This is a genomic window from Alkalinema pantanalense CENA528 (assembly GCF_050753345.1).
Lineage (GTDB): Bacteria > Cyanobacteriota > Cyanobacteriia > Leptolyngbyales > Leptolyngbyaceae > Alkalinema > Alkalinema pantanalense.
This window is the reverse complement of the sequence record NZ_JBLZFX010000018.1, coordinates 1-17179: the sequence shown is the minus strand read 5'-3', so window position 1 is coordinate 17179 and position 17179 is coordinate 1. Positions and strand designations below refer to the sequence as shown.

Sequence of the window (17179 nt, the reverse complement as noted above, 5' to 3'; positions counted from 1 at the left end):
AGAGATTATGCTATTTGGAGTAATGATTATTCAATTATTAATTCTTTTTGTAGCAGCAAACAGTGTAATAATTGCATGCAACGCCTTACAGAAAAATGAGAAAACTGAAAACCTTGTTCTAGATGACTTTTCCAATGATCAAGCTTCTGATTTAGAGGATAGCAAAAATGGTAATTTCTTTGAATCGATGCATGCTGAGAAAGTAAAATATTTAGAACAAGAGGCATTAACGAAATCTAGAGTAATATCTGAAGGTATTACAAGAACTATTAGTAGGTATGAAAAGATTATTGCAAAGATAGATCAAGGCCTTAAGAGGGATGATCAGAAACACGATGAAACTTTAAACCAAGAAGAACGTGATCGAATTGATAGATTAAGAGCAAGTGCATTACAATCAAGAGACCGCTCTGTTTTTATCATTGAACACCTTCTTTCAGAGCAAAATATGGAGTTTCAATTAAAACAACGACAACAAATAGCTCAGCGTATTCGTCAAGATTTCAATAAAACTTCTTCTTAATAATTTCTATTCTAAAACAGAAAGAGCGGCTTTATAGAAAGGTAATGCTGATGCAAATTCATAATCATTACTATACTTACTCACTATAGTTTTTAGCTCGTTAATACAATAAGAACGTTCTTCCTCACTCAGATAAAATTGTGTGCCTCGAGATATATACGGTTGGAATTGAGCATAAATTGGTAACTCAGGAGGAACTGTCATACTACTTTCCATAGTAGTCAGAATCTTTTGGTGCATTTCCTGAAAAATTGCATCACATTTGTTCATAGTTATTGAACCTCTCGCTAAGACTGGAGCCAAGGCTAAAATATGGATTTTTCAGCCCAGAAGATAGTTACGAGTTTCGTAAAGAAGTGCTAGAAACTCTCTAGGATTTACTCCCACTAGTTCTAAGGCTTCTTTTCCTTCTAATGTTTGAACATGAGCAATTTCAAGTTCAATTTGCTTAATTGCTTCTTGGCGAGAAGTTGGGGTATGAGTCGAAAGTGGTTTTCTAAGTAATTTAAGCATTTCAGAATTAGTACCTGACTGTTGTTGGTTGGAACCCATCTGATTACTATTCAGCATAGGAAATCTCCTGGGAAAGATCACTTCCCATAAATAGGACAAAAAAAATCTGAAAACTGATGCAAGAAGTTAGTTTTTTTGAGTAGCGATCACAAAAAAATTAGGTAGCGGAATCACCCCCTTCAATATAAGTACAAACGTACTTTTTGTCCACCATGTATAGTTGAAAATTGCTTTGAAAGATTGTGTTGGAGCGATCGTACCCAAGCGTAGTACTCTGTCCCCATTAATAAAGACATTTCCTATGCAATATGCCCTAAGAAAATAATGAAGAAGCTAAATTCTGGATAGTTGTAACTGAAGAAATACTTTAATGTTAGAAACGAACAAAGGACAGCTTCTTGGCGTGCAGTGCAGATACCTAAGTACAGCGCAAAGATTGCTACAAAGGTTACACAAAAAATTAACAACGAAACACTGCTTAGATTTGCCCTTCTCGTGCAAGCTTGATGTTTCAAGGACTCGCTTGCTCGTGTTGCCCGATCGCACTGCGAAGATCCCCCTGGGTTTCCGCTAACAATGCTTCTCCTGCTTCCCTTTCCAATCCCGTCCAATGCATCAACAGCGCCAACTTTACCGACTGCCCACTGCGTACCAGTAACTCATCTGCCGTCGCCCGATCGACCCCCGCCAAATCCGTCAAAATCCGCAACGCCCGATCGTGCAACTTCGTATTCGTCACCGCCACATCCACCATGCGGTTACCATAGACCTTGCCCAGCCGCACCATCGCCCCCGTCGAAAGGATATTCAACGCCATCTTCGTCACCGTCCCCGACTTGAGCCGCGTAGACCCCGCCAGCACCTCCGGCCCCACCAGCAGGCGAATATCCACATCCACCGCCGCCTGCACCTGCTCTTGGGGCACACAAGCCATAAACATCGTCGTGGCCCCGCGCCGCCTTGCCTCCGCCAGCGCACCATGGACATAGGGTGTCGTGCCCCCAGCGGCAATGCCCACCAGTACATCCCGATCGCCCAACTCCCGTTCCGCGATCGCCGCCGCACCATCATCGGCCCGATCCTCCAGCCCTTCCGAGCTTTTCACCAAGGCCGCTGCGCCCCCTGCGATCAGACCCTGCACCATCTCCGGCGGCGTGCAAAAGGTGGGCGGACATTCTGACGCATCCAGCACCCCTAAGCGACCACTGGTTCCCGCGCCAATGTAAAACAACCGTCCCCCCTGGCGCAACGCATTGGCAATGCGATCGATCGCCTCCGCCAGCGCCTCCCGCGCCTGGGCGATTGCCGCGATCGTCTGGGCGTCTTCTTGGTTGAAGACATCGACAATTTCCAACGCAGACAACTGATCCAAGTTGGCACTCTTCGGATTAATTTGTTCCGTCAGCAAATGTCCGCGCGTTTCCATAGCCCATCCTCTCCCAACGACCATCCCGGCCTACCGCAATTCCTGAATTCCTGAAACCCTGACCTACAGCAAGCCCTCTAGGCGTCGCCGCATGGCCTCTAGCTCGTCCCGGCTCATCTCCTCCGGATCATCCGACGTTGCCCCCGTCGGCTCCGCCCCAGGCCCTTCCGCAGACCAATCAAAACCATCACGATTCTGCTCCGGCGGAGCCAACAGCAAGCGCTCAAACTCATTAGCAGGCCGGAAATTTTGCGGAATCAAGCGGCAGTCATAACCCGCATCTCGACAAAACTCCTCAATTTCCTCCTGGGGAAACGCCTCCACCGACGCCTCCGGAAAATCCTGCGCCTCCAGCATCAATGCATAGCGCGTCGCATCATCTTCCTCCTCAAACATCAAAACAATGTTCTGGCCACCCAGATCGATCGAATGAAGTCCTTCGTTATCTGTTCCGGCATTGAAAAGTAAAACGAAGACACGCATAGCTAACCGACACTCAAAATTTCTGTAGATTTCTTTATCAGGTTACTTCATGACGGGGACAGAAGGATGGATGGATCGGCAAGAGACGGATCCGTAAGAGCAGATTTCTCGCCAATTAGCCCCGATCGGTCAGGCCAAAACCCTCCCTCCCCAGGTGGACTTCCCGTCTTCTGCGAAACTCATCCAGCGAAATGGCGTCAGGTATGTTAACTATATATAGGCAACATGAAGCTTGCCGATAGCCAGCCCCCACCGTTCCTATGACCCACGACGATCCAGGCCAGGACCACGTTCCCCAACCTCGACGCAGGCATTGGCGGCGGTTTGTCGTTCCCCTAGGGCTAGTCACCGTTGCTGGCGTTGGGCTGTGGGCCGTCGATCGCTTCATCAAACAAGATTTAACGCCCCTAGTTCAGCGGGAACTGAGTCGCCAACTCAAGCGCCCCATTCAAGTCGGAAAGCTGGAACGGTATTCATTGACGGGACTCAGGATTGGCCCCAGTGCATTGCCTGCCACCCCCACCGATGCCGACACCGCCACGGTGGAAGCGATCGAAGTGGGTTTTGACCTCTGGAAAACCCTCTGGACGCGCAAGCTGAAATTAAATTTAACGCTGATTAGCCCAACGGCATTTTTGGATGAAACGAAGCCGGGGGTCTGGGTCACAACCGAGATTGAGGAATCGAAGGAAGAACCGCCCGTCAAGGTGGAATTGTCCAAAATTAAACTGCAAAATGCCCAGGTTGAACTCTCTCCCTCCCCGGAAAAAGGGAAAAAGCGCCGATCGATCTACCTCAACGATCTGAACGGTAAAGTTGAGATTTTTGACAATAACCGCCAATTTTCCTACGAAGTCGCGGGTGAATCTCGCAGCGAAGGTAAATTTCAACTAGAAGGCCAATCCCGCAGCATCAAAGAGGTGGGCGTGGAAACCAACCTCCAGGTGCGCGGCCAGAACTACCTGCTCAGCGAAGTCGATAACCTGATTCGGTTACCGATCGATCTTCCGGTGGGGCGCGGCGATGGGAATCTTCGCATCGAGCTACGACCGGGGAAAAAGTTACCGAGCTTGAACGGAACCGCCACCTTCAAAGATGTGACCTTGAAAGTTCCCGATCTGCCCTACCCGATCAGCAAAGCCACGGGCGAACTGCAACTGCAAGGCACGGAAATCAAACTCGGCTCCACCAAGGCCCTATTCGGTGGTCAGATTCCCGTGACCGCAGCAGGGACGTTGGATTTGGAAAAAGGCTTTAACCTCAACGCCAAGGTCGCCGCAGTCACGATTCCCACCTTCTTCAAAACCTTTGCCATCAAATTTCCCCTACCCGTCACCGGGGAAATGGCTGCGGACGTGAAATTAACCGGGCCGATCGAGGCACCGATTCTGACGGGCACTACGCGCAATACTAAATTAGTCGTGGCCGATCGGGTGCCAACAAAACAGGTTAAAGCTGACTTCCGTTTAGACGCTAAAACGGCGCAATTGCAGCTAACCGATGTCTTGGCTGTGCCCCAAGCGGGCGGACAAGTCACGGGTGGCGGCACGATCGACTTGAAAGCCCCCGGTCGGCTGAATCTCGCGTTTCGTGCCGAGAACGTTCCTGGCGATCCGATCGGGCGAATTTACAGTGGCGGTAGTGATTTACCGATTGCAGTTAACAACGTCGATGCCAACATCACAGTCACTGGCGCACTCACGAATCCCCTCACCGTTATGCAATGGCAAGCCCCGAATGCGACCTACGCGGCCCGTGGCGATGTGATTATCCAAGGGGCGATCACTCGATTACAAAATACGATCGCCCAGGTGGAAGGCGGCATTGCCAACATTGACGGCACGATCGCGGATGGTAAATTAGCGCTGAATATTCTCACCGAAGGCATCGCCTTAAATCGCTTTTCGTCCGACCTGCGGGGCATTTTCAGCGGTCGGCTGCAACTGACGGGGGCATTGGCCAACCTACGACCGGAAGCCCTGCGTTTGACGGGTGACACTCGCTTTTCCGAGGGCATTTCAATCATTAAACAGCCGATCGTGGCGCAGATTGATTGGGATGGACAAAAGGTTAACGTGCGGCAAGCCACGGCACCGGGATTCCGGGCATCGGGGGCCGTCTTTGCCAATTTGACGGGTAAACCTGAACTGACGGGCTTGGATCTCAACGTCCAGGCCCAAGGCGTACAAATTACCGATCTCCCCCTGGCCCTGCCACCGATCGCGCAGATTACAGGCTCTTCAGATTTTAACGGTCGCCTCACGGGTTCACCCACCGCTCCAACGGTGATCGGCAACGTCGGCGTTAACGGTTTAGTCGTCAATGGCATTGCCTTTGCGCCAATGGTGGGGGGAATCAACCTGCAAACGGGTCGAGGAATGCAATTAAACCTCGCAGGATCGGGCGATCGGGTGGCACTCCTGCTAGATGGGCAATTCCAACCGCTGACGGCTTCCGTTAAGCGGGGGACGATGGAAATTGAGGGGCGTAAATCCGGTTCACTGTTCCAAGTGGCGATACAGCAAGTACCCTTGGCCGAGTTGCGTAACCTAGGGCTGGAATCTTCCCTGGCTGCCTTAAAACCGCAATTGGGCAATCTGCAACTGGGCGGATTGCTGTCCGGTAATGTGGCTTTGAATTTACAGCGGCAGACGTTGGATGCGGGAACGATCGCGATCGCCCAACCCCGTTTGGGCAACTTCCAAGGCCAGCAGTTAACCGCTAACTTACAAGGGGTGGATTTAACCCGGCAAACCGTAGGCAGTGGTACCGTGACGATCGCCCAGCCAAAACTAGGAAACCTCTTTGCCGCCGCCGATGTGCAGGCGAATTTTGGGGCGGTCAACTTGGCCCAAGGCCGCATTAACGGTGGCACAATTCAGGCAAGCCAATTGCAAGCGGGCACCTTCCGGGCGGAGCAATTTACGGCGAAACTGGGCACGGGCAACCCGATCGACGGCCAACGGGGAGAAATTATTGCGATCAATCCCAAGGTCGGTGCATTGGTGGGCGAAAAATTATCCGCACCCTTTTTCATTGCCAATAACCGTTTAGTTTTAGAGAAAAGTGTCTTGTCGTTGCCGTTGTTGGATGGAAACAAACAACGCATTGGCACCAGTCAATATGCAGTCAAAGGCACGGCGGATTGGCGATCGGATCCCAAATTTGAAGGCGAAATTGAAATTGCCGACGGACGGCTCCAGGATGTGCTGGGCACGGCGCAAATTTTCCAATTGAGTGATTTAGGGCGGGGACTGCAACCCCCCAACTACAGCAAGGCCACTGATCTGCAACCGACCTCCGTGGGCTTACCGGATGATTCGGTTCAAAACCAACTCAAGCGCTTTGCAGAAATTAATCAATGGCTGACCCAATTGGGCATTGAACGGGAGAATTTGGTGCTGCCGGAGTTGGCTGATGTGCGGGGGTTATTCGGCGGCACGATCAAAGTGTCAGCCTCCCTCAAATCAGGCGTCAAGGCGGAATTTGACCTGAAGGCAAAGAATGTGGAGTGGCATCCCTATCCCACGTACTTAGCTGTTAATCGTAAAGGGCAATTGGAGACGATCGAAAATCGTAAGCTCGTTGCCGAGGAAGTGATTCTGCAAGGGGAATTTGACAACGGCGTAATTGGGTTGCGACCCTTCCAAATTCGATCGGGCGACACGCGCATTACCCTTTCTTCTGTGCAATTCGGCGGCGAAGAACAAACGGGTCAGTTGAGAATTGAGAACCTCCCCGTTGAGGAAATTCAAAACTTTATTCCTACCCCCTTAGCGATCGGGGGACAGCCCCTGGGCATTAATGGCAAATTGAATGCGGTGGTTTCGCTGTCCGGCACCAAGGACAATCCCAACTTGATTGGATCGCTCAATCTCGCAGAGGGCTTACTCAATGGCAATCCGATTCAAGCAGCGCGAGGTAACTTCAGTTACATTGACGGTCGTCTTAATTTTAGCAATACCATTCTGACCAACTCAGAGGAACCATTACTGATTTCTGGGAATGTTCCCATTCCATTAAACTTACCCTTCGCTCAAGTTACCCCAAGTTCCTCGGAGATTGATCTGAAAGTTCGGGTGAAAGATGATGGTTTAGCGTTGCTGAATCTGTTGGGACAACCCGTCAGTTGGGCTGGGGGCAAAGGCCAGGTCAATCTAACGGTCAGCGGTACGTTGTTCCAACCCAAGGCTGTGGGCGAAATTGTTTTAAACGGAGCTAAAATTCAAGCTCAGGCATTGCCGGAACCGCTGACGGAGGTTAACGGTCGTATTAAATTTGACCTAGATCACATTGATGTAGAGAATCTCACGGGCCAATTCAGCCGAGGCCAAGTGGTGGCGAAGGGAACACTACCCATTTTCAACCCCCTGCCCGATCCAGATCTCAACCAAGAAGTCCGCGCCGCCAATGGCCAACCGCCACTGACGATCGATCTCAGCCGCATCGCCATTAGCCTGAAAGGACTGTACCAAGGGGGCGTCAATGGGCGAGTTGTTCTAGGCGGCAGCGCCCTCGCCCCCAAAATCGGTGGGGAAATCCGGCTAGCCGATGGACAAGTCTTGCTCTCCGATGAAGCGGTGGCCACGGCGGGCACCACTGACGGTGCAACGGATCCCACTGCACAACCTCAGCAATCCTTTGAATTTAGTAATTTAAAACTTGCTCTGGGCAATAATATTCGCATTGTCAAAGCGCCCATTTTAAACTTTGTGGCCACGGGAAATTTACTGCTCAACGGCCCGTTGAATGACCTGCAACCCAATGGCCGCATCGATTTGCAAGCAGGGCAGGTGAATTTATTTACCACCCAATTTGTGCTCGCTCGCGGTTACAAAAATCGGGCGGAATTTAGTCCTGAAAAAGGGCTGGATCCCACGCTGGATGTGCGGTTGATTGCATCCGTGCCGGAAGTCACGCGCAATCGTATTCCCACCAATAACATCACATCGGAAATTAATGATGCGCCCACGATCGCGACCAACTTGGGCGGTCTGCAAACGATTCGGATTCAAGCCCGCGTCCTAGGCCCCGCCAGCCAACTATCGGAAAATCTGCAACTGACCAGTAGCCCCAGCCGTACCCCTACGGAAATTGTCGCCCTCCTCGGCGGGGGATTTATTAATACGCTGGGTCGGGGCGACAGTCCCCTGGGCATCGCGAACCTGGCGGGGTCTGCCCTATTGACAAATATTCAGGGGGCGATCGGCAATGCCCTCGGCTTCAGTGAGTTTCGCCTGTTCCCCACCCTAGTTACTGGGGATGAGCGGCAAAAATCTACGACGCTGGGACTCGCGGCGGAGGCTGGGATCGATATTTTCCGCACCGCCGATGGTACCCCCGTTGTTTCCGCCTCCGTGTTACGCATTCTGACCTCTGGCAATCAACCCACTCAGTTTGGTCTGCGCTATCGGATTAATGAACAGTTACTGCTACGGGGTTCGACCGATTTTTCGGGGGATAATCGGGCTGTGCTGGAATTTGAAACACGGTTCTAATAATCAATCGCGCCACACCACCCATTCATCGAAATCCCATTAAAAAAGGCAGATAGAGCCCTAAATTTCGATCGTCGAAATCGTTCTATCTGCCTGAACAACTGAGGTTGAGAGGTTTACCAATTCAATAACCCACCGCCATCAGGAGCGGGCCTAGCCTGCGGTGCGTGCCATCAGCACCGGACAGTTGGCATGCACCCGCACATAGTCCGACAGCGAGCTACCCAACAGCCGATCGAGATCCGGTAAGCTCTTGGCGATCGAAGGCCGACGATCGGGCGATCCTAATAGCAGCAGATCCGCCCGGACATCCTCCACCGTCCGGCAAATCGCTTGACCGGCTGACCCAGCAGCGACCCAGCAACGGGTATCAATGTCATACCGTTTTGCCTGTGCCAAGGCCGCTGCCAGAATTGCGTCTTTCTCCGCTGCCGCCCCGCTCAAATCTTCCTTCGCATTGGCATCGGCATGGACTAAGTGCAGACGTCCACCGGGAATATCCCGCAGTAGAAAGATCGCAAGATCCAGGCATCTCTTAGCCGTATCGGATTTGTCGATCGCCACCATGATTCGTTGGATGGGACGGACATACAGGTCATCCCGCACCAGCAGCATGGGACGAGATGACAGTTGAAACACATACTGACTCACGGAGTTACTCAAAATTGAGGTCAGCCGCTTCAATCCCCGAGAGCCCATGATGATCAGATCGGTGTTGACTTCTTCAGCCACTTCACACACGATTCCTTTCGGATCCCCCATCCGCAGCATCGTGGTTACTTTTGCGGGATCGAGTTTCAATCGTTCAACCACATTGGCCATCAGCGCCTCGCCTTCCTGGCGCTTCGTTTCCATAGACTCCGCCGATCGCTCCTGGGGTACCACATGCAAAATCGTCACGAAGGCCCGCTGAACGGATGGAATCGCCAGCAGTGCTTTGAGCATTTCTTCGGAGTGACCAGTTCCCGAGTCAGCCAGTAAAATTCTTTCAATCATGGTTTTTATGACCTCACTGATACGCGCAAGCAGTTCAGAACAGTTGTGAAAGAGACTGTGAAAGAAACAGTTGTGAGAGAGTGGACTTCCTGACCAGCAAACATCCAAAAGACCCGTGAGTCTTGGCTCACATCAAGCTTGAATGCTGGCAAAGATGTATTACATCTCGTTACATTTATTGAATCCACAGCATTATTAGTTAATTGCCAGGTCATTTCTAGGGAATCCCTAGAGAATCATTCGACAACTAATCATCAAACACGATGGAACTTCAATCCTGAACCCCGCGACCCTCTTAATGCTTAGGATAGACCGTACATTCTGGAGATTGATCAATCATCAAAACGAATTGTAATGAATTCGCTGCGCGATCGAATCTCCACAGCCCACAGTTTTTGAGTGTAACGCGCAACTTGACCGAAAGAATGTCCCAGCACATAAAGAACTATCAACTATCACAATAGAACTCGCAACAGGTCTTAACAATTTTCAGGGTTCTCGATCGTGATTATGTGCAAATCTTAAGAGGTTTCCCTGATTATTCTCAACTAGCCTGGAGGAATTCTCAGAATTTTCTCGGATTAGCTGAGAAAGGCAAGATATAATTCTTGATGTTTAGTGTTCTATAATGTAACGCTTTTTGCAATCGGCCTGCGATTGTCTTGTAATCGGATCACAATCAACGGCTTGTACTAACTAGCTGTAACAAAACTTTCTATAAAATACTTTTCCATACGAACATAATTTCACACTAATCTGCTATCTCAATCATTTCCCATGGCAAAGTCTCAACCTGCATTACCCACCAGCGACCTGAGCCAAGAGGCCATCCATCTCTCGGTCAACGACTGGTTTGAGTACCCCGTCAAAGTGCATCCCCATCACACCGACTATGGCGGCGTCGTCTGGCACGGCACCTATTTAACTTGGATGGAGGAAGCACGGGTAGAAGCGTTACGCGCTCTAGGCATTGAATATTCAGAGATTGTCAATATGGGCTGTGAATTATTGGTCGTGGATCTGTCCATGCGCTACCATCGTGGGGTTCGTATGGGTGAAGAGATTTTAATTCGGACGCGGCTAGTGGATATGCAGGGCGTGCGAATTAACTGGGTCTACGAATTACAATCCCTCGATCGCACCACTTTGCATGTCACTGCCAATGTGACACTAGTGGCGGTCGATCGAGAAAATGGAAAAATTATGCGGAGATTACCGCCTGCCGTTAAGTCCATTTTGACCAAACGACCTGTCTAATCGAGAATTAGCGAAGAATCCAATCAAAAATTTACAACACCGACTACTGGCCGCTGGGACTCTGTTGAAAAATATTTTGAATGGCTTGGAAAGCAACTTGGAGAAATCCATTGGGGCCAATGCCAAAGATAAATTGCACGGCTAGAACAACGAGAGCGATCGTAATTGCAGTTTTAATCGTGGTTTGAACAATTTTAATGAGAATGGTAAAAACCAGAAAAGAAATGGCAAGGACAGTCAGCAAAAGGATGAGATTCATAGTTTTTAATCAATCAAAAGGCTAGAGGCAAGAACAGTGATCAAACACTAGGAAGATTGCTTCCGTTGAGCATCTGGCAAGTTCCTTTGAATGAGTTGACTGTAAATCAGTCGGAAGCAGGTTCGAAGCGCAACGATCGTACAAAAAAAGTACAGGATTGCCAACATCAGTAAGCTGCCGCCCAGCAAACTCTGCTGGAGACTGAGGAAATTACCCGCGATCGCACTGCACAAAAAGGCAGCACCATAGGTCATTACGCCAAACACCACCTGTAATCGGAGTTGGCGATCCCAACGACGACGCCCCCAGAGCAACCCCAAAGCCAGGACTGCCCCTAAACAGGCCCCCACGATCGCAACTTTAGCATCTTTTTCCCATTGCACCGCAAGTTCCGGCTGGTTTAGGCTGGAGTAGACCAAAGCTAGAGCGCGTCCCAGATTGGCAAATCCAAACAGCGCCCCTGCGGCCAAGACGGCTACGTCTTGAGTAATCCACCCAGCCTTCGATCGCGGGACTCGTAATTTTTTCCTGTAGGCCCAGCCCTGTCCTAATCCCACCGCCAAACTTCCCACCCCCAGGACTCCATACAAAACTTGAATATAGTTCCAAGCCGGATCGCCAACGGATTGCCCCAAAGCCCCATAAATCATGCGAAACAAGCCATCACCAAAGGCGATCGCGATCGTCATAGTCAATCCACTGCTCAATAGCAGAGTCGGCCATCGTAAAAGCGCATCAGACGATGAGGAATGGGATTCAGGCATCATAAAGGCATCCCATTGATGTAAAATCGCGGTAAATTACTCATGCAGTCGGTCACTCATGCAGTAGATTCCTCAAATGTTGTTTGGAACAGTCATCTAGTTTTTATTGTAGTGATTCCCCACAGCACAGTCATCCAATTGCAAGCCATCCAATTGCAAGCCATCCAATCGCAAGTCATCCAATCGCAAGTCATCCAATCGCACAGTTATGAAGGGGGCATTTTGATTGCAAGTTTTAACCAATTACCGTTGGCAATGGGGCTTGGGGAGTTTGATCATTGGACTATTACTCATTCCCATTGGGTGGCATAACTGGGGCTATTTTCAGCGCCCCGATCGTTCATCCACCACGGGTTCGATCGCTCCCGGTATCACCTATCAGCGATTATTTTTAAACACTGCTCAACCTGTTGTATTTCACATTGCCCGGATCGATTTACAATCAGGCCAGATCGGCGTGTTGGTGACACCGAGCCTCCCCGGAACCGGCCCCCAGAAAACCCAAGCCCGTACCACTTCAGCATTTTTGCAGGAATTCCAGTTGCAATTGGCAGTAAATGCCAGCTTTTTTTATCCCTTTCGCGAAGAAGCTCCCTGGGACTACTTCCCTCAAGCAGGAGATCGGGTGATTACGTCCGGCCAAGCCATGTCCAATGGTCATGAATACGCCCCACCTGTCCCCGATCGTCAGGTGATTTGTTTCGATCGCCAGCATCGGGGCAAAATTCCGGGTACCCATGCCTGTCCTGCCGGAACGTGGAATGCCGTTGCCGGAAATTTCCTGCTGCTGCAATCGGGCCAAGTGCTACCCATTGCCTATCAGGATCAGCAGCGCTATCCTCGATTGTTGGCAGCGTTGGATCGATCGGGGGGCACCCTCTGGCTGATTTTATCCGATGGCAAACAACCCGGTTACAGCCATGGTTCTACGTTACAAGAATCGGCAGAACTCGCCCAGCAGTTGGGAGCCGATACCGCAGTGAATTTAGATGGTGGGGGGTCTACAACGATGGTGGCCGCAGCATCACCACAACCTAGGCTGCTCAACGCCCCGATTCATAATAAAATCCCCATGACTGAACGCCCCGTTGCCAATCACCTGGGCTTTTATCTGCGCGATCGAACCCAACGCTAAACCGTGATTAAGCCGTTGTTAACGTCATTCCCCTCAGCCTAAATTAACCCTAGCCCCAATTAACCCTAGGTCAACCAAAACTTGAGATCAGCAGCTTAAGATTAGCAAAAGCCCCTGACAAATGTTGCCAGGGGCTCAGAGGAGTTTTGCCAAAAAGTTCAATCGTCGTTGATGCAAGGGAAGCATGCTGAAAAGCTCAATGGGATACCTTCCGGGAAGCGTAGTATTCCTTGAACCGCTCTATCAGCTTTGGGCAAAAGACTGACCCTCCTTTCTAGCACGATCGTCTCCACCGAAGGATGATTCACCCCCTTTAAATACCACGATCGATCCTCTAGAAACTATTTAAGCCTTGTAACACTGACAATTAGTCAATCAAAACAAATCAACCAAAACAAAAAACAATTAGAACAAACCAATTAACAATACACAGGTAAACACTGTAAACAGGATTACAGACACAATGAGAAGGTTACTAACTGTCTCATCATGGTGAACAGTTTGATTGGGATTTTGCATTCTCGATATCTCCCAAAGATGTAGCGTTTTTGGATAGCCCTATTCTAAGAGCCTCTAATCGCTGGGAGCCGAAGATCGCAAAACAACGTATCAATCCCAGAAGAACCGTAATTCCTCTACAAAAAAGTATGTATATCTCCGTGCTTTTTCAAAGTTTTTCCCGAGTTTTTTGCCAGGGTTGTCCTAGGGTGGTGATGTACAGAACCGCTTCATCCGCCGGAATACCCAACACTTCATTGACCTGATCGTCAAAAAAGCCCCCAATGCCACTGACTCCCAAACCAAGGCGAATTGCTGCAAGATTGAGGCGTTGGCCTAAATGGCCTGCATCCAAATGTAAATAACGGTAGGCCCGATCGCCGTATTGCGCGATCGCAGCAGATAAATCCGCCGTATGAAAAATCACCGCTGCGGCATCCCGTCCCAAGGTTTGACCTAAGCAGAGGTAATGGAGTTCCTGGCGAAAGTTTTTAAACCGGATTTGCCGCAGTTCCTGAGCCTTGGGCGCGTAGTAATAACAGCCTTCCTCTAAACCGGCCACACCGGAGACTGCTATAAATGTCTCAACCAAATTCAAATCAAAAAAATCCGGCGATCGATCCAACTGCTGATCAATGTACTGTTGAGGCTGGTAGGTAAAGCTAAGGAGCGCTTGAAGATCCGTCAACGTAATCGGTTCACCGCTATAGTCTCGGGTTGATCGACGGTGCAACAGCGTATCTTCTAATCCCGTCAACTCTGGCCCCCAAAGAATTGGCGTAGTTGCCATGGGCACCTTGAGGCAGAAGGGAAAGTTATATTTATCAACGCGATCTGCTTCGGCTGATGGAGCTGTCCAGTCTACTTTAACCTCGGACATTTCAATCTCCGAGGCTTGGTGCAAATAACTCAGCAGCGTACCATCGGGGATTTTGCGGGGATAGTCCGCTTGGGTCGGACTGGGGAGGGCGGTTTTGCTCAGGGGTAAATTTTGATTGACCAATCGGCGATCGGCCAAAGCCACCACTGCCATGGTACCTTCCTGTTCTGGGGCAAGGTACAGCAGATCATTCATAGCCCGATCGGCAAAGCCACCAATCAAGTGAGGCCGAAAATCAGTAACGGAACCCGCCAATTCTAGGTTGCCCAGTAAATGCCCAGTATCCAGACAAATGCGCCGATAGGCCCGATCTTGATAACGCCAAGCCGATCGATAAAACACATCCGTAATGACTAAGGCCAGTTGTGTCCCTTCTAGGGCGGGATGCCAAAAACAGGCCGATTGCAAAGCCGTCCACAGTTCACTTTCCCAGAAGTGAAGCAGGCTATGGGTTTTGGCTTGGTAGTTATACAAACCCGCTGGCAGTTGAGGTGTGCCCCGCGAAATTAGATACATTTCTGCGGGATAGAGCCCCCCCGCCGAGGGAGCCGCCCGTAGATAATACGGTTCCCCATTATTGGGAATCATCCCAGTCAAACCATAGCTGCACACGAAAAAGCGAGACAGACGGTACCAAAATAACTCATGGGGATCATGGACATAGTCTGCGATCGTAGATTCCTGTAGGTAGGGTTTGAGGTCAAAGGCGACGCCGATCGGATAGTCCTTGAATGGTACAGGTTGCTTGTCCCAATCGATCGCACTTCCTTGTTGAAGGCTTTCTGGGCTGTACTTGGTGCGTTCGTGATAGTGCTGAGCGATGGAAAGGGGCGAATCCGGCATGGCCTTGACTGGGGTCTAACAAATCCTAAATCTAGCGAATCTTTAGATCTTGGCATGGTTTGCGAGATCCTGCTCACTCAGATTTACAGGAATATCCCCCTAGGCACGATCGATTGCAGAACCGCAACCCAACCGCCTCAGGTCGCACAGTGGGTACAGCGTCTTGCAAAGGTTGCCCATTCGACTTGCATCAATCCCGCGATCGCGAACCTAGGGCATTGGACAGGCTAATTCCGCAATTTGAGTCTGCAATTTGAGTCTGCAATTTGAGTCTGCAATTTGAGTCCGCAAAAGGTCGGCCCCTTATCGTTTCGTAGATCCCCATATGTTTCTGTTTCACCCTTTGCGACCTCTGCCCTGATCAAGGTATTGAGGAGGATTATGCCGCCGCCGCTCTGAGCCAAATGACGGAATTCAATGCCGCAAGTTATGGAATGAGTCAAGTCATCAATCTGCAACCTATGCCGCTATTTTCCAGCAATTCAGTAATTCTTGGAGCACGGCGGTTAAGACTAGCCGTTAGACTACGCCATGGGCGATCGTAGGTCTTTATTGCCAGCTACGATCGCCCCTCAATGTTGCAAAGAATTCGTCATTAAAAAGAATTCGTCGGTTGAATGAATTGGGCATTGGCTCGGACAAAGCAGTTATCTGTCGTTTTCAACCAAGGTGCACCCTTGGACATCGTCATTGCCAAGCCAGATCGATCGATGAGGGCTTGAATCCCTTGCCCCTTCTGATAAATCAGTTTGATTGGCCCATTCGGACTCGTTCGGCAATTCAAAGCACCATCGGCGGAAACGACTTGCCACCCCTTCCAAGTACTCGATTGGGTTCCACCATTCCACTGGTTGACAATCTCCGGCGTAAAATCGCCACGGGCATTGGGACGGGGCAGTGCATCTACCAACGATAAGGTTGTTGTTGCGCCGATCGCTGGACAAGCTTTGCCGCCGGTAACTTTCCAAGTGGCAGAAAATGATTGTGCGGGAAGATTTTGAGTCACACGAATCTCACCAGTGCAAATTTGTTCAGCACCCCCGCCTGTCCGAAAATCTTGAAACGTTCCTTGCCATTGGTAAATGCCAGTCTCAGGCACAGGAACCCCGGACACCTTAGCATTTCCCATCCAAATTCGGCCTTGGATACGAGTTATATATTCAATTTGCGGAGGATTAAAAATAAAGCGAGTTTGCCCAGTCGAGGTTTTGTAAACCCCAGGAAAAGCCATCGCAGGCAGCGCTACGAGAAGGGCGCTGGTCATTAAAAGAAATCGGGATAGCATTCTAAAACTCTAAATTTTAGAAAAACTACACTTACTAAACTCTAGGCTACGGAAGATAGAGCTTGACTATACAAATTTCGTCCCATTGGTATTTGTAAGAACGTTAAAACGGCGAGACATCGAGAACAAACCCCGGTAGAACTTGACCGCCAGACAGTTGGGTGGGGAGCGATCGCACTTCGACAGCCTGACCCGGTTGGTAAATTTCCACCTGTTGATCTTGGGGATTCAACAACCAACCCAGCCGCACGCCATTGTCTAAATATTCCTGCATTTTGGACTGTAGGATGACTAAATCATCCGTGCGCGATCGCAGTTCAATGACAAAATCAGGGGCGAGGGGTGGAAATTTTTCCTGTTCCTCAGCAGGTAGCTCGTTCCAACGATCCTGGTTAATCCAAGCCACATCCGGCGATCGTTTTGCACCATTGGGGAATCGAAAAATTGTAGAAGAACTGAAGACTTTGCCTAACTGGGTGGCATGATTCCAGTTCCACACCTGAGCACCTAGCCACATTTCCCGATCGCCGCTTACACCACCCACCGGAGACATAACAATCAAATCTCCCTGCGCTGTCATTTCAAAGCGCAATACTTCATTTTTCCGACAGATACTATAGAACTGATCATCCGTCAGTCCAGCCGCAGAAACATCGATCGTCAGCGTTTTCATAGAGCTTGTTCAATAGATAGCCATTTATCGTAACTACTCAGGCTGTGGTTTAAGCGACACAGGATTGCCCGAGAACAATCCAACGAGAGCGTCTAAAAGATTGATATTCTGCTTGCGCAAGGTGGATAAATAGCCCCGAATGCGAC

Annotated in this window: 16 protein-coding genes; 6 read left to right on the top strand and 10 right to left on the bottom strand. The window is 49.9% G+C overall.

All coding sequences use genetic code 11. The features are described 5' to 3' along the window. Window positions 1-7 precede the first annotated feature (7 nt). On the top strand, window positions 8-523 hold the full coding sequence (locus ACN4EG_RS08175; protein WP_431628847.1) for a hypothetical protein: 516 nt from the start codon (window positions 8-10) through the stop codon (window positions 521-523). A gap of 6 nt (window positions 524-529) precedes the next feature. Here the strand turns inward: ACN4EG_RS08175 and ACN4EG_RS08170 are convergent, their stop codons facing one another. The 4 genes from ACN4EG_RS08170 to ACN4EG_RS08155 form a co-directional block, all read right to left on the bottom strand. Then, a complete protein-coding gene (locus ACN4EG_RS08170; protein WP_431628846.1) occupies window positions 530-727 on the bottom strand; it encodes a hypothetical protein in 198 nt (65 codons plus the stop codon). Window positions 728-844: 117 nt separating this feature from the next. After that, window positions 845-1093, bottom strand: a complete 249-nt coding sequence (locus ACN4EG_RS08165) for a hypothetical protein (RefSeq protein ID WP_431628845.1) — start codon at window positions 1091-1093, stop codon at window positions 845-847. 454 nt (window positions 1094-1547) lie between these two features. Then, a complete protein-coding gene (gene murQ / locus ACN4EG_RS08160; protein ID WP_431628844.1) occupies window positions 1548-2462 on the bottom strand; it encodes an N-acetylmuramic acid 6-phosphate etherase in 915 nt (304 codons plus the stop codon). A gap of 63 nt (window positions 2463-2525) precedes the next feature. Further along, entirely contained in the window at window positions 2526-2945 is a 420-nt protein-coding gene (locus ACN4EG_RS08155; RefSeq protein ID WP_431628843.1) for a DUF3110 domain-containing protein, read from the bottom strand. Window positions 2946-3205: 260 nt separating this feature from the next. On the opposite strand from ACN4EG_RS08155, the gene ACN4EG_RS08150 reads away from it, so the two are divergent. Beyond that, a complete protein-coding gene (locus tag ACN4EG_RS08150) occupies window positions 3206-8443 on the top strand; it encodes a translocation/assembly module TamB domain-containing protein (RefSeq protein ID WP_431628842.1) in 5238 nt (1745 codons plus the stop codon). A 153-nt stretch (window positions 8444-8596) separates the two neighbouring features. Here the strand turns inward: ACN4EG_RS08150 and ACN4EG_RS08145 are convergent, their stop codons facing one another. After that, a complete protein-coding gene (locus ACN4EG_RS08145; RefSeq protein WP_431628841.1) occupies window positions 8597-9439 on the bottom strand; it encodes a universal stress protein in 843 nt (280 codons plus the stop codon). A 777-nt stretch (window positions 9440-10216) separates the two neighbouring features. Here ACN4EG_RS08145 and ACN4EG_RS08140 point away from each other — a divergent pair. After that, the gene (locus ACN4EG_RS08140) at window positions 10217-10696 is read left to right on the top strand and encodes an acyl-CoA thioesterase (protein ID WP_431628840.1); all 480 of its coding nucleotides are present in this window, start codon (window positions 10217-10219) and stop codon (window positions 10694-10696) included. Window positions 10697-10739: 43 nt separating this feature from the next. On the opposite strand, the gene ACN4EG_RS08135 is transcribed toward ACN4EG_RS08140, so the two are convergent. Together ACN4EG_RS08135 and ACN4EG_RS08130 are read right to left on the bottom strand one after the other, a co-directional pair. After that, window positions 10740-10955 (bottom strand): hypothetical protein, encoded by a 216-nt coding sequence (locus tag ACN4EG_RS08135; RefSeq protein WP_431628839.1) that lies wholly within the window; start codon window positions 10953-10955, stop codon window positions 10740-10742. A 47-nt stretch (window positions 10956-11002) separates the two neighbouring features. After that, window positions 11003-11722 carry a hypothetical protein gene (locus ACN4EG_RS08130; RefSeq protein WP_431628838.1) on the bottom strand — a complete coding sequence of 240 codons (720 nt, stop codon included), beginning with the start codon at window positions 11720-11722 and terminating at the stop codon, window positions 11003-11005. Between the two features lie 223 nt (window positions 11723-11945). On the opposite strand from ACN4EG_RS08130, the gene ACN4EG_RS08125 reads away from it, so the two are divergent. Beyond that, on the top strand, window positions 11946-12854 hold the full coding sequence (locus tag ACN4EG_RS08125; RefSeq protein WP_431628837.1) for a phosphodiester glycosidase family protein: 909 nt from the start codon (window positions 11946-11948) through the stop codon (window positions 12852-12854). A 667-nt stretch (window positions 12855-13521) separates the two neighbouring features. Here the strand turns inward: ACN4EG_RS08125 and ACN4EG_RS08120 are convergent. Next, window positions 13522-15075 (bottom strand): SagB/ThcOx family dehydrogenase, encoded by a 1554-nt coding sequence (locus ACN4EG_RS08120; RefSeq protein ID WP_431628836.1) that lies wholly within the window; start codon window positions 15073-15075, stop codon window positions 13522-13524. 54 nt (window positions 15076-15129) lie between these two features. Here ACN4EG_RS08120 and ACN4EG_RS08115 point away from each other — a divergent pair, with 54 nt between their 5' ends. Both ACN4EG_RS08115 and ACN4EG_RS08110 read left to right on the top strand, forming a co-directional pair. Continuing rightward, window positions 15130-15306 (top strand): hypothetical protein, encoded by a 177-nt coding sequence (locus tag ACN4EG_RS08115; protein WP_431628835.1) that lies wholly within the window; start codon window positions 15130-15132, stop codon window positions 15304-15306. Between the two features lie 173 nt (window positions 15307-15479). Then, window positions 15480-15620 carry a hypothetical protein gene (locus ACN4EG_RS08110; RefSeq protein WP_431628834.1) on the top strand — a complete coding sequence of 47 codons (141 nt, stop codon included), beginning with the start codon at window positions 15480-15482 and terminating at the stop codon, window positions 15618-15620. Window positions 15621-15670: 50 nt separating this feature from the next. Here ACN4EG_RS08110 and ACN4EG_RS08105 read toward each other — a convergent pair whose 3' ends face one another. Both ACN4EG_RS08105 and ACN4EG_RS08100 read right to left on the bottom strand, forming a co-directional pair. After that, window positions 15671-16360, bottom strand: a complete 690-nt coding sequence (locus ACN4EG_RS08105; protein ID WP_431628833.1) for a hypothetical protein — start codon at window positions 16358-16360, stop codon at window positions 15671-15673. Window positions 16361-16463: 103 nt separating this feature from the next. After that, window positions 16464-17033, bottom strand: coding sequence for a Uma2 family endonuclease (locus ACN4EG_RS08100; protein WP_431628832.1), 570 nt, complete (start codon window positions 17031-17033; stop codon window positions 16464-16466). Between the last annotated feature and the right edge of the window lie 146 nt (window positions 17034-17179).